The organism is Streptomyces sp. NPDC059897 (genome assembly GCF_042730865.1).
Taxonomy (GTDB): domain Bacteria; phylum Actinomycetota; class Actinomycetes; order Streptomycetales; family Streptomycetaceae; genus Streptomyces.
In genome coordinates, this window is the sequence record NZ_JBHWKQ010000001.1 from 267,135 (window position 1) to 286,944 (window position 19,810).

At 69.2% G+C, this 19,810-nt stretch carries 19 protein-coding genes; 5 read left to right on the plus strand and 14 right to left on the minus strand.

Annotation, left to right across the window (positions count from 1 at the left end; translation table 11 throughout):
• The first annotated feature begins 51 nt into the window (after positions 1-51).
• Positions 52-1,341 carry a LuxR C-terminal-related transcriptional regulator gene (locus ACFV9W_RS01275; RefSeq protein WP_385754160.1) on the plus strand — a complete coding sequence of 430 codons (1,290 nt, stop codon included), beginning with the start codon at positions 52-54 and terminating at the stop codon, positions 1,339-1,341.
• Between the two features lie 60 nt (positions 1,342-1,401).
• Here ACFV9W_RS01275 and ACFV9W_RS01280 read toward each other — a convergent pair whose 3' ends face one another.
• The 7 genes from ACFV9W_RS01280 to ACFV9W_RS01310 all read right to left on the minus strand — a co-directional run bounded on the left by ACFV9W_RS01280 (position 1,402) and on the right by ACFV9W_RS01310 (position 7,851).
• A complete protein-coding gene (locus tag ACFV9W_RS01280; RefSeq protein ID WP_385754162.1) occupies positions 1,402-2,598 on the minus strand; it encodes a cytochrome P450 in 1,197 nt (398 codons plus the stop codon).
• A gap of 73 nt (positions 2,599-2,671) precedes the next feature.
• Positions 2,672-3,511 carry an SDR family NAD(P)-dependent oxidoreductase gene (locus tag ACFV9W_RS01285; protein WP_385754166.1) on the minus strand — a complete coding sequence of 280 codons (840 nt, stop codon included), beginning with the start codon at positions 3,509-3,511 and terminating at the stop codon, positions 2,672-2,674.
• 136 nt (positions 3,512-3,647) lie between these two features.
• Positions 3,648-4,223, minus strand: a complete 576-nt coding sequence (locus ACFV9W_RS01290) for a TetR/AcrR family transcriptional regulator (protein ID WP_385754169.1) — start codon at positions 4,221-4,223, stop codon at positions 3,648-3,650.
• 140 nt (positions 4,224-4,363) lie between these two features.
• On the minus strand, positions 4,364-5,113 hold the full coding sequence (locus ACFV9W_RS01295; RefSeq protein WP_385754172.1) for a class I SAM-dependent methyltransferase: 750 nt from the start codon (positions 5,111-5,113) through the stop codon (positions 4,364-4,366).
• An 80-nt stretch (positions 5,114-5,193) separates the two neighbouring features.
• Positions 5,194-6,696: an MFS transporter gene (locus ACFV9W_RS01300; RefSeq protein ID WP_385754175.1), complete on the minus strand. Its 1,503-nt coding sequence runs from the start codon at positions 6,694-6,696 to the stop codon at positions 5,194-5,196.
• 85 nt (positions 6,697-6,781) lie between these two features.
• Positions 6,782-7,228, minus strand: a complete 447-nt coding sequence (locus ACFV9W_RS01305; protein WP_385754177.1) for an RrF2 family transcriptional regulator — start codon at positions 7,226-7,228, stop codon at positions 6,782-6,784.
• A gap of 119 nt (positions 7,229-7,347) precedes the next feature.
• On the minus strand, positions 7,348-7,851 hold the full coding sequence (locus ACFV9W_RS01310; RefSeq protein ID WP_385754179.1) for a nuclear transport factor 2 family protein: 504 nt from the start codon (positions 7,849-7,851) through the stop codon (positions 7,348-7,350).
• A gap of 188 nt (positions 7,852-8,039) precedes the next feature.
• Between ACFV9W_RS01310 and ACFV9W_RS01315 the strand changes: the two genes are divergently transcribed.
• Entirely contained in the window at positions 8,040-8,825 is a 786-nt protein-coding gene (locus ACFV9W_RS01315; RefSeq protein ID WP_385754182.1) for an SDR family oxidoreductase, read from the plus strand.
• A 70-nt stretch (positions 8,826-8,895) separates the two neighbouring features.
• On the opposite strand, the gene ACFV9W_RS01320 is transcribed toward ACFV9W_RS01315, so the two are convergent.
• A complete protein-coding gene (locus tag ACFV9W_RS01320) occupies positions 8,896-9,684 on the minus strand; it encodes an SDR family oxidoreductase (protein WP_385754184.1) in 789 nt (262 codons plus the stop codon).
• 501 nt (positions 9,685-10,185) lie between these two features.
• Here ACFV9W_RS01320 and ACFV9W_RS01325 point away from each other — a divergent pair.
• Positions 10,186-11,502, plus strand: coding sequence for a LuxR C-terminal-related transcriptional regulator (locus tag ACFV9W_RS01325; RefSeq protein WP_385754187.1), 1,317 nt, complete (start codon positions 10,186-10,188; stop codon positions 11,500-11,502).
• 162 nt (positions 11,503-11,664) lie between these two features.
• The gene (locus ACFV9W_RS01330; protein WP_385754190.1) at positions 11,665-13,068 is read left to right on the plus strand and encodes a response regulator transcription factor; all 1,404 of its coding nucleotides are present in this window, start codon (positions 11,665-11,667) and stop codon (positions 13,066-13,068) included.
• Here the strand turns inward: ACFV9W_RS01330 and ACFV9W_RS01335 are convergent.
• The 6 genes from ACFV9W_RS01335 to ACFV9W_RS01360 form a co-directional block, all read right to left on the minus strand.
• Positions 12,949-14,313 carry an MFS transporter gene (locus tag ACFV9W_RS01335; RefSeq protein ID WP_385754192.1) on the minus strand — a complete coding sequence of 455 codons (1,365 nt, stop codon included), beginning with the start codon at positions 14,311-14,313 and terminating at the stop codon, positions 12,949-12,951. The two genes, ACFV9W_RS01330 and ACFV9W_RS01335, sit on opposite strands and share 120 nt — an antisense overlap.
• Positions 14,310-15,233, minus strand: coding sequence for an alpha/beta hydrolase family protein (locus ACFV9W_RS01340; protein WP_385754194.1), 924 nt, complete (start codon positions 15,231-15,233; stop codon positions 14,310-14,312). The genes ACFV9W_RS01335 and ACFV9W_RS01340 overlap by 4 nt, the downstream gene beginning before the upstream one ends.
• Positions 15,234-15,247: 14 nt before the next feature.
• On the minus strand, positions 15,248-16,117 hold the full coding sequence (locus tag ACFV9W_RS01345; RefSeq protein ID WP_385754196.1) for a 4'-phosphopantetheinyl transferase family protein: 870 nt from the start codon (positions 16,115-16,117) through the stop codon (positions 15,248-15,250).
• 454 nt (positions 16,118-16,571) lie between these two features.
• Entirely contained in the window at positions 16,572-17,903 is a 1,332-nt protein-coding gene (locus tag ACFV9W_RS01350; RefSeq protein WP_385754197.1) for a replication-associated recombination protein A, read from the minus strand.
• Between the two features lie 116 nt (positions 17,904-18,019).
• On the minus strand, positions 18,020-18,388 hold the full coding sequence (locus ACFV9W_RS01355; RefSeq protein ID WP_385754199.1) for an MmcQ/YjbR family DNA-binding protein: 369 nt from the start codon (positions 18,386-18,388) through the stop codon (positions 18,020-18,022).
• Entirely contained in the window at positions 18,385-18,963 is a 579-nt protein-coding gene (locus ACFV9W_RS01360; protein WP_385754888.1) for a TetR/AcrR family transcriptional regulator, read from the minus strand. The genes ACFV9W_RS01355 and ACFV9W_RS01360 overlap by 4 nt, the downstream gene beginning before the upstream one ends.
• A 138-nt stretch (positions 18,964-19,101) precedes the next feature.
• Here ACFV9W_RS01360 and ACFV9W_RS01365 point away from each other — a divergent pair, with 138 nt between their 5' ends.
• Positions 19,102-19,800 (plus strand): SDR family oxidoreductase, encoded by a 699-nt coding sequence (locus tag ACFV9W_RS01365; protein WP_385754201.1) that lies wholly within the window; start codon positions 19,102-19,104, stop codon positions 19,798-19,800.
• The last annotated feature ends 10 nt before the right edge of the window (positions 19,801-19,810 follow it).

Consider the following 19,810-nt stretch of genomic DNA (forward strand, 5'->3'; position numbering starts at 1 on the left):
CGACAGCAGCTCGAAGGCAAAGACCGGATGAACATCAAGGGGGAAATTAAGATGATCAATCTCGCTGGCCAGGCCCTACGGGAAGGCCAGGACATCTACATGCCGGGACGCTTCGACTCGGTCGCGAACGAACAACTGTCGCCGCCCGAGACGCGCTCCTTTTTGCACAGCATCGAACTGGCCAACCTCGGGATCAGGCGCACCCTCGTCCACCAGCAGGTCGAAGCGGCCCTGGCGACACAGGACAACCACGGCAACCCGCACGGCATGTGGTCGGCGATCCTGACGCTGCTCTACACCGGGGACATCGTCACCGCACACGCCGAGTGCCGTCGACTGGCCAAGGACGCCCGCTGGTCGGGCTCGCCCCAGCACCAGGAAGTACTGACACTTCTGCGCGCGCGGATCAGTCTGCTCGAGGGCCACGGCATCGAGGCATCGAGTCTGCTCGAGGCGCGACTGGCGCGCGGGCTCCTGCCGCACCTCGCCGGGCTCGCCGTCGCATGGCTCATCGAGGCGCACGTCCTGTCCGGTGAACTGGGGCGCGCACACCAGGTACTACGGGCCCACGGCCTGGCGGGCCGGCTCGACACGAGCCATTCCGACCTCGTCCACATCCTGGCCGCGCGCGGCGCACTGCAGCAGGCGGCCGGCCAGTTCCAGCACAGTCTGAAGGACTTCATGGCGTGCGGACGGCTGCTCACCGAGCGCCGGGTCGCCAACCCCGCCGTCATTCCGTGGCGTTCACGGGCCTCGACCGCCGCACTCGCGACCCGGCGCCGCGACCTCGCGCTCGCCCTGGCCGAGGAGGAGCTGGCCGCGGCCCGCACCTGGGGCTCACCGCGCTGCATCGGCCTGGCGCTGCACGCCGTCGCGTGCGCCCGCAGGGACGACACTTCGGTAGCGCTCATGGAAGAGGCCGTGGTGCTGCTCCATCTCGCCCATGCCCGGGGCGAGTCGATCCAGGCCCTGCACGACCTGGGGACCCTGCAGATCGACCGCAAGAACCTGTCCGCCGGCCGAAACCATCTGGAGGCAGCGCTCTCGGTGGCCCGGGAGAGTGGCAACCGGTTGTGGCAGCACAGCCTGGAATCCACCCTTCAGCGCCTGGACATCCGCTGCCTCACAGGCCAGGAGCTGCACATCGGTCAGCTGGCGAGCGCCGGTTACAGCAACCGGCAGATCGCCGCGACCCTGTTCCTGTCGATTCGAACCGTTGAGTTCCACCTGTCGAGCGTCTACCGCAAACTCGCCATTTCCGGCCGGAGCGAGTTGCACTCCGCGCTCCAATGGCAGCGCCCTGCTTCCTCCCGAGTCGACCGTTGCCCTTCCGCCGTATAGTTCCTGCGTTCATACGGCGCTCACGCTCAGTTGATCCGCCCAGGGAATCCCCCGGGCGGATCACCACTCGACGGGCAGGCTCTTGACCCCGTACACCAGCGATTCGGTGCGGTACTCGATCTCCTCGAACGGAACCGCGAGCCGCAGGTTCGGGAAGCGGCGGAACAACGCGGGCAACGCGATGGCGAGTTCGAGGCGGGCGAGTTGCTGACCGACGCACTGGTGGCGACCGTAGCCGAAGGCCAGATGCGGCACCGGCTTGCGGCGCAGGTCCAGCTCGTCCGCCGGCGTGGGCAGGGCGGCGCCCTGGTTGGCCATGAGCGTCGAGACGACGACATGCTCCCCGGCTCGTACCTTCTGGCCGTTGACCGACAGGTCGGTGTTCGCCTTCCTCACCAGCGGGGGCGCCACCGCGAGGAGCCGCAGCAGCTCCTCGGCGGCGCCGCTGGACAGCTCGTCCTCGTCGCGCAGGATCGCCAACTGTTCCGGGTGCGACAGCAGAGCGAGGACACTGAGCCCGATCATGCCGGACAGCGTTCCGTGTCCGGCCACGAGGACGTCCAGGCCCATGCCGACCAGCTCATCGTCGCTGAGCTCCGCACCGTGCTTGCGGACCAGGTCCCCGAGGATGTTGTCGCCCGGTTCCCGCCGGTGTGCGGTGACCAGTTCCGCCATGTAGTCGATCATGGCCGCGAAGTTGCTCTGCTGGACCTCCAGCGTGGTGTCGACGCTGCTCGCGATCGAACTGCGCTCCAGGATGCCTGCCCGCTCCTCGAGCGGTGCTCCCAGCAACTCGCAGATCACGATCAGGGGCAGCGGTTCGGCGAAGGCCGTGATCAGGTCGACGCCCGGACCGGCCTCCTCCACAGCATCGAGATGTTTCTCGACGATCTGCTCGATCACGCCCCTGAGCGCCCGGATCCTCTTCATCGTGAAGGCACCGGCCTGCATCCGGCGATACCGGATGTGCTCATCTCCGTCGTAATTGAGCAGGACCCCGGGCTGGTTCATCACAGAGCGCGGGCCGGTCCAATGCGGATCGAAGGCGAACCCGACCTCGTGGCGGGCGTCGGCCAGCACCGCGCGGGCGTCGTCCTCGCGTGTGATGAGTACGGCCCCGACTTCGCCGAGTTGGGAGTTCGGCACCGGAACCCGGTGCAGCGTCGGGTCTTTGTGCGCTTCCACGAGATCGGCCCCGGGCCGAAATGGGCACTTGGCCTGACGGCGATTATGGGGCATCGACACCGGTTCGGTCATGGCGTTCGTTACCTTCCTGACGACACGAGGGAATTCCAGCGGAAAGCGGATACCGACGACTGCAGGGCGTTCGTTACGAGGCACTCACCTTGTCGCGCAAAAGCTCTTGCGTAATGCGGTCGAGCCGCGCCGCGGCACCCTCGTCGAACGCCGGCCCGACGAGACTGAGAGGCGCGCCCTCCACAAAGGCACTCAACGGCTCCTGGGGCGGGGCGTCGATGATTTCGAGGATCGGCGGGACGGTGTACTCGACAGGCTGGGCGGCCCGTTTCATCTGGTCGATGTGAGCCGCGGTGGCAGCGTCGAATTCGCCCGCGAATCCAGTGCGTGTACCGCCGGGGAACAGCAGCACATACCGGGCACGACGTGCGCCCCCTCCCTCGGCGAACGAGACGCCGAGAAGGTCGTTGAGCCGGCCGCCCTGGAACATGGCCGACCAGCCGTCGTAGTCGCGTTCGAAACCGAGGTCGTTCCACTGGACGCCCGGCGCTCCCACACCGGGACCGGCGATGTTCATCACGACCGGCTTCTCGGCCCTGTTCATCAGGTCGGCCAGTCCGTATCCAAGCAGGTATCGACTGAGGTAGTACAACGCGAAATTGTGCTCGATCCCTTCGGAGGTGACCATGCGATGACTGCGGAAGTACCGGGCACACAACACGAGTACGTCCACCGTCGCGAATCGATCCTTGATCTCCTCGATGACGCGCCGGTTTTCGCTGACGAGGCTGAGGTCTGCCTCGATGAAGAAGGCACGGTCGGCTGCGCCCGCGCTCTGTGCCGTGTCGAGGAACTTCTTCCCTTTCAACGGGTCCGGACCGAGGACGACCACCTGGTCGCCCCGGCCGAGATGAGTGTGGGCGAGCGCCTGCCCGATACCGGAAGTGCCCCCTGTGACAACAATGGTCTTCAACGTGATCCTCCTCGGAACACTGGGTCGTGAGATCCTTGCGCGGTGGAAAGTCTCCCGCCCAAGGGCAGACTTCTCCCCTTGGACGAGCACCAAAAAGGAGAAACGGGAGACTGGGAAAAGAGTCGAAGAGAGGGGCTCAGATGGCCGCGTTGACGATTTCCGCCCGGACCACGTCGCCGGCGAGTCCGACGGCCGCTTCAGCGGCGCCGGTGGAGGCCGAGCTCCACGCGTTCACGTAGAGCCCGTCGATGATCAGCAGAATCCGGTCGGCGAGCCTGCCCGGATCCGCGGCCGGAGTCCCGCGTGCGAGGTCCCGCAGTTGCTCGCGCACACGGCGGAAATGCCTCAGGGAAACCTGATGTGCCGGATGGTCCGGGTCGGGAAATTCCGCATGCGCGTTACGGAGGGGGCAGCCCCTTGCGTTCGGCGCCATGCCCCGGACCGCCCGGACCAACTCGACGAGCCGGTCTTCGGGCGCCGCCGCCGTGCAGACACCGGCCACGATGCGGTCCCAGGCCTCGGCGGACCGCTCGAGGTACGCCACCACCAGGTGGTCCTTGCTGGGGAACTCCCGATAGAGCAACTGCTTGCCGCAGCCGGCTTCGCCGATGATCTGCTGCATGCCGACCGCATGCACGCCCCGCTGGTCGAAGAGGCGGGCCGCAGCGTCCAAGATGCGCTCGCGGGCACCGGCAGCAGCTTTCCGGGGCATGGGCGGAGGCTAGCAGACCAATCGGTCCCGTACTGGATGGGTTCCGATCGTCACGACTGCTCACGTGGCACACTCCGGCCTCCGAGTCCGGGGACTGAGCCCTGGGCCGCTCCGACCGCGCGAGCCAGGACAGCGGCGTCTCACCTGCGCTGCGCACGCACATAGGACATCGGTGTCAGCACCCGCCCGTGTTCGTCCACCTGGATCGCGTCCGGCCCCGGCCTGGCACCACCGGCCTCCGGGACACCCGCTTCGCCCAGCGTCGCCAGGAGTTCGCGGGTGAAGCTCGTGACGAAGACGGCATCGGTGACGTCCTGGATCTCCCAGTGCCGACCGAGGTTCGCGTGCAGATTGGCCTCGCTGATCAACGCCTGCGCCACGATCGGCGTCCCCGACGGCACGGATTCCGCGAAGCAGAACAGGTGGAGTGTGGCTCCCGTTCGGCACACCCGGTGGAGCGCGGCAGCGTACGCCGACCGTTGCTCGTCGTTCAGGCAGTGGTAGAGGCCGCTGTCGAGCACGGTGTCGAAATCGCTTCCCACACCGTCCAGTTCGGTGGCATCGGACGTCAGAAACTTCACCTGCGCGCCACGCGCCTCCGCCCGCCGCGCCGCCTGCTCGATCGCGCTGGACGAACCGTCCACGCCGGTTACCTCATAGCCTTGGTTTGCCAGCAGAATGGCGTTCTCACCCAGTCCGCAGCCCGCATCGAGCACCTTGCCGCTGAAGCCTCCCGCGCGCACCAGGTCCGCCACGGCCGGCTGGGGCTCACCGATGTCCCAAGGAATCAGCACCTCACCGGGGGCAGCGCCGTCGAAGGACGCGCGACCCGCGTACAACGCGTCGTATTCCTTGTCCTCTTGAGAGAAGGTCCGCTCTTGCGTGGTCATGCCGCTCCCCTTGTCGCTCACAGGCTCGTCAACCAACACTTGGTGGATCTGGTGCGTACGTGAAATGGGCAGTTGCGTTCCTACTGGACCTTGTTCGCTTCTTGCGCCGCCGTGCCCACCGGGGCCGCCTCGGCCTTCGGTCCCGCTTCGGCCTTCGGCCCTGCCTCGGCCTTCGAGCCGGCCGCGGGACGCATCCGTGAGGCGACGATGACCGTGAGGACGACGACCGCGGCCATGGCCAGGAAGACGTCGGAGTAGGCCGAGCCGTCATCACCGGAGTAAAGGGGGTTGATGGCGTCGCTGCCGCTCTGCTGCCTCGCGGACACCAGCACGCCGAATACGGCGGGTCCCGTGCCGGCCCCGAGGAACTGGGCCCCCTGCAGGATCCCCAGGCCGACACCGACCTGCTCGGCTGGCAACTCGCTTGCCGCGGCGCCGATGATGGTGGTCATCACGAACATGAACCCGATGCTGAGCCCGAGGATGCCGAGACCGGCGAAGACCACCGATGAGCCGCCGGTGAACGACGACAGGAACAGAGAGAACAGTCCCATGAGGCCGAGCCCGGTGAGCACCAGCAGTCGGGCGCCGGCGCGGCCGGCGAGGCGTCCGATCCACGGCGAGAGGATCGCGGTGACGACGCCTGCCGGGATCATGACCAAGGCACCCTTGCCCGGAGTGAGTTCGTTGACGTCCACCAGCAGCAGCGGAACGAACACCAGGCCACCGAGGTTGACAACCATCGCCAGGAACGCGACGAGGATGCCGGTCCGGTAGACGCGGTTGGTGAACAGCGATGGCGGAACGAACGGCTGATCGACACGGACGGTACGTACCCCGAAGAGCACGAGCGCCGCGACCGCGACCAGGAGGCTGCCCCAGGACAGGGGTTCGGTGAAGCCGGAGACCTGCGCCCGGGTCATGCCGAACAGGACGAGGCCGGCTCCGAGGCCGAGGAGGATGCCGCCCGGGAGGTCGAGCCGGCCCGAGCCCTGCGGAGCCTCGTCCGGGAGTACGCGCACGGCCGGGAAAACCAGCAGCAGCGAGGCGACCAGCATGATCCAGAACAGTGCGGGCCAGCCGAGCGCTTCCCCGATGCCGCCGCCCAACGCCGGTCCGGCGGCGGTACCGACACCCGCACCGGCGGAGACGACGCCGATGCCGACACCACGCCGCTCCGGCGGCAGCAGCGTCGTGACGGCGATGATCGAGAGCACGGGGATCGCGGCCGCGCCGATGCCCGTCACGATCCGCCCGGCCACGAGCACGGCCAGGCTCGGGGAGATCGCGCAGATCAGGCTCCCGACGGCGTAGGTCAGGAGCGCGAAGGCGAAGAGGCGACGCAGGCTCACCCGGTCCGAGACGCGGCCGTAGAGCGGAATCCCGACCGAGAACATCAGCAGGAATCCGGTGACGACCCAGGCGAGTTCGGCCTCGGAGGCCCCGAACTCGGCCCCGATCGTCGGAAGCATCAGGTTGACCATGTCGCTGGCCGTGACCGTCACGAGGATCGCAGGCATCAGCAAGGCCAATAAGCCGAACCCTGAGCCGGTCCGCTCGGTCGTTGTCGACGTGGAAGTCATGCGGGGCCCTTCCGGTGACTTTTCGCCACCACGGTAGTTACAGTTAGGGCAAAAGAATGGCGGAGGGCACCGCCTCCGCCGTCGGTCAGCTGGTGACGCGCTGCGCGACCTCACGCTCACTGGCCAGTACTTGCTGGACGAGATGGGCGATCGTCGTCCGCCCGAGCCGTTCCTTCATGGCCTGCTCCGCGTCCTGGAACTCCGCCTCGAGCAGTTTCTGCATATTCCGCCCCACCTCGCATTCGGCGCTCGGCGGATGCGGGTACCGGGAAAGGATCGGCCCAGCCTCCACGGCGGCGTACGCGTCATAGAGCGTGATCTCACGGGCAGGCCGAGCGAGCAACCAGCCGCCGCCACGCCCCTCCGTGGACCAGACCAGGTCGGCGTCCCGCAGGCTGCCGAGGATCCGCCGCACCAGCACCGGATTACTGGCCAGGCTCTCCGCGATCTCCGTGGAGGTCAACGAGTGATCCCAGCGCCCCAGCATGGTGAGTGCGTGAATCGCCACCGCACTTCTGCTGCTGATGCTCACCGTGCCCCCTTCGCGACCGCCGGTACGCCGATCCAACTGCAACAACGGTAGTAGCGGTTTGATCCACGTGTCAATCCGGCATGCCGGTCGGGGGCTCTCTGGACCGTGCAGGTGCGACGTCACCAGGGCCAGCGCCATTCCTTGTTCTGCGGAACCACCCAGTAATGGTCCAGTTCGACCCGCCCGAACAGCCATCGTCCGTCCTCGACCACATAGGTGTCGGTGAACCGGCCGACGCTCTGGTGCACGAGGTCCGCCTTGTCGAACCTGACGTGCTCCACGAAGAAGCAGGCGCCGGTCGCACGGTCGCCTTCGACCTCCACCTGATGGACCTGGTTGAAGTTCCTCAGGGCCACCTCGGAGGCACCCTGGAGCTCGACCATCTTCGGCAGCAGTGCGCTGTAGTACGCCTGGATCTCCACGCGCCCGCGGGCATCGCCGAAACTTCCATAGGCCAGGTGCGCGTCCCTCGCAAACAGGGCGCCGAGGCCGTCCCAGTCCTGCGAGTTGAGGCAGTGGTGGAAGGCATTGCGCAGCTTCGTGAGCTCGCGGATCGTCTCGAGCTCACGCACTCTGGCCGACAGTTCGTCGATTCGGGCCACCAGGTCTGCCTCGTCCGCCATCGTGCATCCTCTCGAGCGCCGCCGGGTCCCGTTCCGTCTCTTGCCGAAACCGCATCGAGAGTCGCAGTCGCGGGACTCTCGCCACAAGGTACGCACGCCTTTCCTGTGGTCGGTCCGCAATCCTCGAATTCCCGCACGCACTTAGAGTCGAGCCGCGGAAATGCCGGCGACACCCAACGGGAGACACCGTGAACCAGTCGAAGCGCATAGCCCTGATCAGTGGTGCGGGCCGCAACATCGGTGCCGCGACGGCCAAGGAGCTGGCCGGCCGTGGATACCACGTGATCGTCAACTACCGGAGCGACGCGGACGCGGCAGCGGAGGTGGTCACCGAGATCGAATCGCGCGGCGGCACGGCCGAGGCGGCACGAGCCGATGTCTGTGACGCCGACGAGGTCGACGCCCTTGTCCGGCGGGTGCGGGCCGACCACGGCCGCATCGATCTGCTGATCTGCAACGCGAACACCGTGACACCGCCTTTCGCGTCCTTCGCCGAACTGGACTGGGATGCGTTCGCCGCGAAGGTGAACGGCGAGCTCGCCGGTTCCTTCTTCCTCACCCAGCACACGCTCTCCATCATGCGCGAGCAACGCTCGGGCAAGATCATCTACATCTCCAGCACGGCGTCGGACACCATCGGCATGGCACTGCCCCACTCCGTCGCCAAGGCGGCACTGAACACCTTCAGCCGCCACATCGCCGGCATCGCCGCCGAGCACGGGGTGATCGTGAACACCGTCGCCTTCGGCGCCGTGCACACCGACGCCACCTCAGAGTTCAGCGAGAACTTCTGGAAGTACACGACCGACCGCTCCGTGGCGGCGCGCAGGGTGGAACCGGCGGACGCCGCGCGCGCCGTCGCCCTCGTCGCCGACGACGGCTTCGGCTTCACCTCGGGCCAGGTGATTCGGGTCGACGGCGGCTTCGAGGTCCTTGACCAGCAGTTGCATCCGCTGACGGAAAGCTTCCGCTGACGGCGCTCCGTAGGGCCGGCCGCCGGCACCGGCCCTACGGACGGCCGGTGCGACGCGGACACCGGCCGGCCTACTCGAAGTGCCCGACCATCGGGTGGAGTTGCTGGTCGAGGACCTCGAAGCCGCCGTCGACCCGCAGCACTTGGCCCACCGACGCGATGAAATCCTCATCGGCGAGCATCGCGATGCTGCGCGCCGCCTCGTCGGGCTCGAGCAGTCGGCCGGACACCGCTCGGCTCTCCATGAACGTGCGGAGGTCGTCCGTCATGACACCCGCGGTGGCATCGGTCCGCACCGCGCCGAAGGCAACGGTGTTGACGACGACCCCGTACTGCGCGGCGACTCCCGCGACGTGTCGGCTGAAGGTGTTGAGCGCGGCCTTGGCCGTGGAGTGGGCCGCGACCGCGCCGATCGTTTCTGCCGCGGTGCTCGAAACGTAGACGATCCGGCCCTTCCGTTGCTCCGCCATGCCGCGCAGCACGCCCTGGGTGAGGAAGTACGCTCCTGCCAACTCCCCGTTCACCTTCCCGATGAAGTCGTCCCAGGAGAGCGTGAGCAGCGGCTCGAACGGCGGATTCACCGTGTTGGCATTGCACACCAGGGCGTCGATGCCACCGCGATCCGCGCGGATGGCGTCGAGCATGACGGACACCTGCTCGGGGTCACAGACATCGGCCTGGACGGCCTGGGCCGAGCCACCCGCGACCTTGATCGCGCTCACCACCTCCGCCGCCGCGTCAGCGTTGCGGCGGTAGTTCACGGCCACGTGGTAGCCACGCCTCCCCATCTCCCGCGCGGTAGCCGCGCCGATTCCGCGACTCGCGCCGCTGATCAGTACCACCCGCTGTGACTTCTCCACGTTTCCTCCCTGATCCTGGGCGTCCGGGGTCTGCCCGCCATGTGACCTTGGACCTGAACCGGCCGTGTTGTCCCTACGGGTCTCCACCAGACTTCCCCGACCCGTTCCGCCGGCGTCCCCGCGGGGCTCGATGTGCCCTCTTGCAGGTATCGCGACCGGCTGCGAGGTTCCCTCATACACAGATGCATGGAGGGGCCACGTGCCGCATCGCCGATTGCTGATCGATGCTCAAGTCCGCCCGCGGCATTGCCTTTTGTTCCACCTTTGACAGAAACATGATCTTGTGGAAGGCTCCCGGAGCCGGGAGGCGGACCGATCGGTCCCAAACCTATGGAGATTCACCGCGCGCCCCCTTCAAGGTCAGGGATCATTCGCGGCACGAGGGCCCGCCCGTTTCTCCGAGCAGTTCCCAACCCGACCTCCGTCGACGGTCATCAATGGCGATGCTGTCCGTGTCATGTTGTGAAGTGGCGTCATTGGTCAACTATGGGGGTAACAAAAATGGCCGGAGACGACAGGAAGCGCCAAACGACGAAGACCCGTGTGAGAAGCGATGAAGTCCCCCCGCTTCTGGTCGCCGGACGTGTGGCGCACACCTACGTACCAGGTATCTCCCGCACCGGATACCGCACGCTCTTGCCACCCGACGAGTTAAGTCTCGCCCTGAGCGATATCGAGTTCGCGCATCGCGGAGTTGACCACCCGATGCGCAGAGAGCAGGCCAAATGGCCGCTCGATCCGCTGGAGTCGCAGAGGAACCCGCACCGTACGTGGCTCGCGACCCTGGCCCTGCTCTACGCCGGGCACTTCGACTCCGCCGACGCGCAGTGCCAACGGCTCCGGGACGATCCCGCGTGGGCGCACTCGGCCCCGCAGCAGGAGCTGCTCACCCTGTTGCAGGCGCGGAGCAGCCTGCTCGCGGGGAGGGCCCGCCGAGCCGCGGACATGCTCCACACCATGCTCGATCGCGGTATGTCGACGCAGTCGGCCTGCCTCACGGTCGCCTGGCTGATCGAGGCGCTGGTCTGCCTCGGCAAACTCGACCGTGCCCACCAGGTACTGCTCGACAGCAATCTGGCGGGCCCGCTGGACCCCGAACTGCCGGACCGTGCGCACATCCTGGCCGCCCGTGGGGCCCTCCACATGGCCGGCGGACAGTTCCGGCACGCCATCGACGACTACATAGCCTGCGGTTCGGTCCTCGACACCTCGTTCGTCGTCAATCCGGCAGTGATCCCGTGGCGATCCAGGGCCGCGTTCGGAGCACTGGGCGCCCGTCGATACGACTTGGCGCTCGCCCTTGCCGAGGAGGAGCTCATCGCGGCAAGGCGGTGGGGATCACCACGCGGTATCGGCATCTCACTTCATGCCGTGGGGGTGGCACGCCGGGACGAAACCTCGGTCGCCGTACTCGAGGAGGCCGTGACGCTGCTGGCCCAGGGCCCGGCGTGCACCGAGTTCATACAGGCCCTCTACGACCTCGGCACCCTGCAAATCCGGCGACAGGACGTGACAGGGGGGCGCAGCCGACTCGACGAGGCCGCCATGGTGGCTCACCAGTGCCGCAACGCCTTCTGGCAGGAGCGGATCCGCTCTGCCTTGGATCGTCTCCAGGCACCTGTCGGCACCTCGAGGCTGACCCGGCAGGAGGAGAAGATCGCCTACCTGGCCCGTGCCGGACACAGCAACCGGCAGATCGCGCAGATGATCTTCCTGACGGTCCGGACCGTGGAATTCCATCTGTCCAGCGTGTACCGGAAGCTCTCCATCTCCGGTAGGCGGGAACTCGTCACGGCGTTGAGCCCCGTCCCTTCGTAGCGGCCGCGTGCCTTCAGGCGCCGCCCACCGGCCCCGGCCAGGAGCCCCTGATCGGCACCTCGTACGGCGACGTCGGCCGCACTACCTGGTGCTCTCGGAGCCCGCCGTGGGCAGTTGGACGCCCACCCGGGCCGCGCCCGGACCCCATGAGAGGAGAGCGACGTGCGCATCCTGGTGGCCGAGGACGCCCGGGCGACGGGCTGGTCGCCGGTGGGCGATCTGCGGCGCAACGGGCACCGGACCGTCGTCGTCGGCACGGGACGCGCCGCCGTCGCGGCCTGCCGGCAGGCGGACCTGGTCCTGCTCGACCTGCGGCTCCCGGACATGGACGGCCTGGAGGTGTGCCGCCGGATCCGGGAGACCACACGGGTCCCGGTCATCGCCCTCACCGACGGGGCGACCGGAATCGAGCGGGTCCTCGCGCTGCGCGCGGGAGCCGACGACTGCCTCGACAGGCCGTGCATGTTCCAGGAACTCCTGGCCCGTATCGAGGCGTTGGCCCGCAGGTCCGCCCCCGGCCCGGGTGCACCCCCGGCCGTCGAGCCGATGGCACTGGGCCCGCTGCACATCGACACCGGGGCCCGCGAGGCACGTGTGTCCGGGGCTCCGGTGGCTCTCACCCGCAAAGAGTTCGACCTGCTGCACTGTCTGGCCCGGCACGCCGGTTCGGTGATCGGCCGACAGCGCCTCATGCAGGAGATCTGGAGCCTGGGCGAGGGTGGCGGGGTACGGGCTTCACGCACACTCGACACCCATGTCAGCTCGCTGCGACGGAAGTTGGGGCACGGCGAATGGATCCGCACCGCGCGAGGTGTCGGCTTCCAGCTCGCACTCGAACCCCGCGGCGCGGCGGCTGTCTCCAGTCCCCGGACGTCACCGCCGCGCGGGGTGCTGGTCGCCGTGTCCGATGCCGATACACGAGCGGCTCTGACCGCGCAGCTGCGGCGGCACGGCTGTCACGCCCGTGGCTGTGGCACCGGGGCCGAGGCGCTGGCCGTCCACGAAGCGTTCGATCTGCTGCTGGTGAACTCCCAGTTGCCGGACATGGACGGCGTCGAGGTGTGCCGGAGGGTACGGGCCGCGGGTGACATGCCCGTCATCGCATGCACCGCGCCCGACCGGATGCTGGACCGGATCCTCTTCCTGCGGGCGGGCGCCGACGACTGCGTCGACCACCAGGACGATCCGCGGGAGCTGTTGGCCCGCGCCGAGGCCGTGCTGCGCCGGGCCCGGCCCGAGCACCCGCACCAGCGTGGATCCGCGCTGCGCCGGGGGCGGCTGCGGCTGGACACCGCGACCGGGGACGTACGCCTCGCGGACCGGGCGATCCGGTTGACGCGCAAGGAGTTCGACCTGCTGCACCGGCTGGCGTCGGAGCCGCGGACGGTGCACGCGCGGACGCGGCTCATCGCCGACATCTGGGGCGGCGAACCGGGCTCCCCCGGCTCAGGGCCCGGCTCGGGGCGCACGCTCGACACGCATGTCAGCACGCTCCGGTCCAAGGTCGGCCTGCCGGGCGTCATCGTCACGGTACGGGGGGTCGGGTTCAGGTTCGGCGAGGCCTGAGGATTCAGGTGCGGGGCCGAGGGACTCGGCGCTCCCACTCCCCCGTACCGCCACGCACACCGCCGCCACCCCCGCCGCTCCCAGGGACAGCAGTCCCCCGGCGAGGAACCCTGAGCGCGCCCCCGCCTGTTCGCTGAGTCGTGCCACCAGCAGGGCGCCCACCGGTGTCGAGCCTTGCAGGATGAGTGTGTAGAGGCCGAGAACGCGCCCTCGGTAGCGAGGGTCACTGCCCAACTGGATGCGATGGTTGGCGGCCTGGGCGAAGTGGGTGGTGGCGAAGCCGGTCAGGAACAGCAGGGCGATCGCCGCCGGATAGGTGGGCGCCCAACCGGTCGCCGCCTCCACCGCGCCGAACACCGCCGCCGATCCGATCACCAGTCGCTGCGAGGGCCGTCCGCGCCGCAGTGTCCCCGAGAACGCCGCCGCGAGGGATCCGGTGGCGAAGGCCGCGGTGACCAGGCCGAAGGACGAGGCGTCGGCGTGGAACACGGTCTTCGCCAGGAGCGGGAGCGTGAGCTGGAAGTTCATGCCGAACACCGCCACCGCCGCGACCAACACCAGCGGTACGAGCAGACCGGGGCGCCGCGTCACGTACCGCAGTCCGTCGAGGACCCCCGACGTGTCCGGCCCGCGCGCGGTGCGCCGTATCCGGGCCGGGTCCATCAAACGCAGCGCCACCACCGTCGCCAGATAGCTCAGGCCGTTGAGGAGCATCACCCAGCCCGTACCGACGACACTGATGAGCAGTCCCGCTCCGGCGGGGCCCACGATCCTGGCGACATTGAAGTAGGCGGCGCTCAACGCCGAGGCGTTCGGCAGGAGTTCGGGGCCGACCAGCTCGCCCACGAAGGACATCCGGGCCGGGATCTCCACGGCGTTCACCAGACCGAGGGCGAAGGCGAACCCGTACACGCTCCACAACCGGGCCGAGCCCGTGAGCACCAGCGCGGCGAGGATGAGGGCCAGAGCGCCCGATGCCAAATTCGCGGCCATCAGCAGGCTTCGTTTGTCGAACCGGTCGGCGAGCCGGCCGCCCTGCAACGTGAGCAACAGCACGGGAGCGAACTGGAGCGCGGTCACCGTGCCAAGGGCGGTACTGGAGTCGTCGGTCATGCCGAGGACCAGCCAGTCCTGGGAGACGACCATCATCCAAGTGCCCGCGACCGACACGATCTGGCCGATGACGAAGAGCCGGAAATTGCGGGACCGCAGGGAGGCCACCGCCCGGGCAGCGGTCGACCTCACGATGTGGAGCCCGGCGCCGCGCCGACGGGTGGCCCCTGGAGCTTCCTCATGTGGAGCGATTCCTCCAAGAAGGCGAGAGCACGCAGGTGGTAGGTACGCGCGGCCAGGCCGAGGCTGATGTTGTGACCGGCGCCCGGCAGCCGGTCCAAGGCAACGCGGGGCGCTCCGGCCAGCCGCTGCCGGAGGTCGTCCAGGTCCTCGTCCGTGTGCCGCCACCACGCCTCGTACTCGGCGAACGTCAGCCGGACCGGCACCCGGATCCGGGGCAGCACTTCCTCGCTGCGCCGCTCCCAGTCCGCCACGCCTTCCGCCTCCCGGGGCGGCATCGGTGCCACGATGCGCGCGCCGGCTCCGACGGCTCCGGGCGGGTACAGCCGCGAGGGGCCCCAGTTGAGGTGGCGCGCGCGCAGCCCCCAGGTGCTTCCGGACGAGTCGTTCGGGTCGGCGGCCGGACGTCGCCCGCATCCCGACACGTCCACGGCCACCACGGGGTCCGGGGCGGACGCGGCGACGACACTCAGGGCGAGTTTGCCGCCGTAGGAGTGCCCGAGCAGCAGCACGCCCGCGCCCGTGTCACGGTCGGCGGCGAATTCCGCGACCGCCGAACGGACCGCCACCGTCTGCTCGTCGAGGCTCCTGCCCTCGGGGGAGCGCTCGGCAGAGTGCCCGTAACCGGGCCGATCGAGGGCAAGAACGGTGTAGCCCAGGCGGGCCCCGAGGGTGAGCAGGGACAGATCGGGGTGAGCCGTGCTGTCGAAGTATCCGGCCCGCATGCCGCCACCGTGCAGGGCCACGACCGCAGCCCGCGGGGACCCGCCGGACGGTTCGGAGAGGAGCGCGGACAGCGGGCCGTCCGTGGAGTCGAGCGTGACGGCCCGTACGCCGCGGGACGTCGTCCCGTCCGTGGTGGTTCCGTGCACACCCGCCACCCGACTCACGCCGCCCGCTCGGAAGCGTCGAAGTCCACCGAGCGGAACGGCGCCGTCGCTGCCATCAGGCCTGCCCCGGCGGAGGCGGACCCGTAGACCGCTCGCAGGGGAACGGTTCGTAGCGTGACCCGGTGGTCGTGCCGTGTGCGGACAGCGACGGCCGCGACGGCGTCCCGGACATCGGCGTCTGCGCCGACATCACCCAGGTCGCGTACGAGCCATTCGCCCGGCCCGCCGGCCAGTCGTCCACCGCCGCCGAGCTGGTCGGCGTCGAGCCTGCGGGCGAGACCGAACCCGAGTCCTTTCAGGTACGCCTCCTTACGGGACCACAGCCGGGTGAAGGCCAACGACCGTTCCTCTGGCGGGAGTTCGGACAATTCGGCCCACTCCTGCGGGTGCAATCGATGTCCGCACAACTCCATGGTTTCCCGCGACGGAACGGTCTGGACATCGACACCGACCGGCTCCCTCGCCACGGCCACCATCGCCCACCCCCCGCTGTGCGACAGCGAGAAGTGGGGCGCGCCCACCGCATCACGCACCGCCGGCCGTCCGTGCGGACCACCGCAGCGCGGGCAGCCGTCCCGGCCTAACCGGACGGCCCCCGGCTCCAGCCCCAGGTAGAGCGCCAGTACGCGGCGCAGCGTGACATGTGCGACGAGATAGCGGAGCCGGTCGCGGGTGCGCAGGAACCCGGCGGCGCGGCGCCATTCACGCCGGTCGAGTTCCGCGAGGACCTGGCTCCCCGGCTCCTGCCCGGAATCGGGGACACGCAAGGTCCAGATGTGTGTCTCACGGAGGCCGAGGGACAGGAGGGCCGTCGCGGCCGACGGGGCAGCAGGTGCCTGCCGATGGCCGCCGAGTAGTTCGCGCACAGTACCCCTCCCCCGAACCACCACCGGACGCGACGCCCACGGGCTCAAGGCATCACGGGCTGACGGGAGCCGGCACGACACCGGCTCCGTTCCCCAGCCTCCCGGTCCACGGGCCGGCCCTTCAACACTGTCCGGTGCAAGTCCTCACGCGTAACTACAGACGCGAGACAGAGACGTTCGGGCCACGTCAAGCAGTGTCAGGGGAACGTCAAATCAGACACCCGCTCACCGCCCGCGGCCCACCCCCGGGCGGGCAGCGCCGTCTCCGCCACCCGAACGGTCTGGGCGGTCGACAAGGTCGGCGGCAAGAAGCTGTGGCTGTCCGGCCTTGTGATGGGCGCACCCGGTCGGCGAGATCTGGATCTGGTCGAAACGCTCGGACGGCTCTGCCCTCATACGGCCCACCTTCCCTCAGATCCTCAACTGCACTTCTGCGCAACGTCATTGTTGCGGGTCAGTTGTCCTCGCGGTCTCGGTGTTGCCTGCGCAAGTCGGCCCAGTGGCGCAGGCGTTCGCTGATGTGGGCTTCGTAGCCGTTGTGGGTGGGCTCGTAGTACGTCTCGCGGTCCATGCCGTCGGGGAAGTAGTCGGCGCCGGAGAAGCCGTCGGTGGTGTCGGGGTCGTACTGGTAGTCCTTGCCGTAGCCGAGGTTCTTCATCAGCCGGGTCGGGGCGTTGAGGATGTGGGCGGGTGGCATGAGGGAGCCGGTGCGGCGGGCGGCGCGGTGTGCCGCGTTGAAGCCGCGGTAGACGGCGATGGACTTGGGGGCGGTGGCGAGGTGGACGACGGCCTGGGCGATCGCCAACTCGCCCTCCGGGGAGCCGAGTCGCTCGTACACGTCCCAGGCGGCGAGCGTCTGCTGGAGGGCGTGCGGGTCCGCGATGCCGATGTCCTCGCTCGCAAAGCGGACCAGGCGGCGGGCCACGAACAGCGGGTCCTCGCCGCCGTCGAGCATGCGGGCGAGCCAGTACAGGGCGGCGTCCGGGTCGGAGCCGCGCATCGACTTGTGGAGGGCGGAGATCAGGTTGTAGTGGCCCTCCTGGGCCTTGTCGTACAGCGGGGCGCGCTGCTGGATGTGGTGGGCGAGCGCGGCGGTGTCCAGAGGTGCCCCGGTGGTCGCGTCGGCCGGGAGAGCGTGGAGCTGTTCGGCCATGTTGAGGAGGTAGCGGCCGTCGCCGTCGGCCATCGCGATCAGGGCGTGGCGGGCGTCGTCGTCCAGGGGGAGGCGGTGGCCGGTGAGGTGCTCGGCCCGGTCGAGGAGCGTGGACAGGGCGGCTTCGTCGAGGCGCTTGAGGACGAGGACCTGGGTACGGGAGAGCAGGGCGCCGTTGAGTTCGAAGCTGGGGTTCTCCGTGGTGGCGCCGATCAGGACGACCGTGCCGTCCTCGACGTAGGGCAGGAAGCTGTCCTGCTGGGCGCGGTTGAAGCGGTGGATCTCGTCGACGAACAGCAGGGTGCTCTGGCCGATGGTGCGGCGGCTGCGGGCCGCGGCGAAGACCTTCCGCAGCTCGGCGACGCCGGAGAACGTGGCCGACACCGGCTCGAAGGCCAGGTTGGCGGCGTCCGCGAGGAGCCGGGCGATGGTCGTCTTCCCGACGCCGGGCGGCCCCCACAGGACGGCGGAGGTCAGATGCTGCTGGGCGACCATACGGCCCAGCGGGGCGTCCGGGGCCAGGAGGTGGTCCTGACCGACGACCTCGTCGAGGCGGGTGGGGCGCAGGCGGTCGGCGAGTGGCCGGGTGGGCTCCTCGTCGAAGAGCGGCAGGGTCGCGTCGGTCGGTTCCATCGGGCTCTCGGACTCTCGGATCGCGGGCGGAGGTGTGCGGGCGTGCAGCTGTGGCCAGCCTTGCACGGGGCACTGACAGCCGCGGGCTCAGCGGCTCGTGGGTCCGCCTGCGGTGCTCATCGGACCCGGGGGCGGTCGCGCCGCGGCAGCCGCTCGACGATCAGGTCGTAGGAGTCCTCCACCACATCGGTGACCAGCCGCTTGGTGATACCGGGTCCGGGTCCGAGCGAGATCCAGTGGCGTTTGTCGAGGTAGCGGCCGGGTGTGATCGAGGCGTGGGCGTGCACGTGCGCGCGGGCGAGTTCGGGTTCGCACTTGACCGTGATGATCTGCTCGTCCGGGTCGTCGGTGACGATGAGGAACACCTTGTCCGCGACCTTGTACACGTCCAGTGCGGGCGTGAACGGGTATCCGTGGCTGACGCTGGGCAGGGCCAGGGCCGCCTCGCGGGCGGTGTCCTGGAGCCGGTCACCGGCCGCGCTCACGGGGCGGCCTGCCTGCCGGTGCCGTCGGTCAGGGCCCGGTGGGCGGCGGCCAGGATCCGTTCGGAGAGTTCGGAGCCCTTGGTCGCGCGGGACAGGACGAGCGCGCCGAACAGAGTACTCAGGCGGGCGAGGCCGTCCTGGTCGTCATCACCGAGGAAGCCGGCGAAGTCGGCCACCCCCTCGGCATAGGAGCGGCGGGCCTCCTGGCCGTCGGGGGCGCGTGCGATGTCGGAGGCGAGCGCGGCGATCGGGCAGCCGCCGGCCGCATTGTCGCGGTGTTCGACGGAGAGGTAGGTGTCGATCAGCGTGCGCCGCACGGTGTCGCGCCGCCCGCCGTCCTGCTCGAGCCCGGCGGCGTGCCGCTCGGCGAGCTCGTCGATCGCGTGGGCGGTGGCCTCGTCGACCAGCGCTTCCTTGGAGGCAAACTGCTTGTAGAAGGCGCCGTGGGTCAGACCGGCCGCCTTCATCAGGTCGGCGACGCTGACCTGCGTGCCCTGCTCCCTGAAGATCCGGGAGGCGGTGTCCACGACCCGTCTGCGGTTCTCCTCCGCCTGCGCCTGCGATACCCGGCCCATGGCCACCTCCTGCGCGAAACCGGTTTGGATGTCGACTGGCATCTATCGTAATCCAGTGTTTAGATTGCCTACGTAATCTAAACCAGCTGGAGGCGGACCGCCGAACGGCGCCCGCCACAACCGGGAGCAGGGTCAGTCATGGAGCTCAAGAACGCGGTCGCGGTCGTCACCGGCGCCAACCGGGGTCTCGGACGACATCTCGCCGCTCAGCTCGTGGAGCGCGGCGCGAAGGTCTACGCGGCGGCCCGCCGCCCCGAGACGGTCGATCTGCCGGGTGTCACCCCGCTGCGCCTGGACGTCACGGACGAGGAGTCGATCCGCCAGGCCGCCCGCACCGCCTCCGACGCGACACTGCTCATCAACAACGCGGGCATCTCCACGGGCGCCACCCTGGTCGACGGCGACCTGGACGAGGTGCGCCGGGAGATGGACACCAACTTCTTCGGTCCGCTCGCCGCGACCCGCGCCTTCGCCCCAGTCATCGAGGGCAACGGCGGCGGCGCCGTGCTCAACGTCCTGTCCGTCCTGTCCTGGTACCACCCGGCAGGCCTCGGCTCCTACGCCGCCTCGAAGGCCGCGGCCTGGGCGCTGACCGGTGCGAGCCGCGAGGAGCTGGCGCCGCACGGCATCGCCGTCTCCGCGCTGCACGTCGGCTACATGGACACCGACATGGCCGCCGAGGTCCCCGCCGACCAGAAGGTCTCCGCCTCCGACGTGGCGGCCCAGGCGCTCGACGGCATCGGGACGGGCCTGCCCGAGATCGTCGCCGACGAGTTGACCCGGCAGGTCAAGCAGGGCCTGGCCGGCACTCCGCAGCCTCAGCCGGCCACCGCCTGAGCCCGGGACC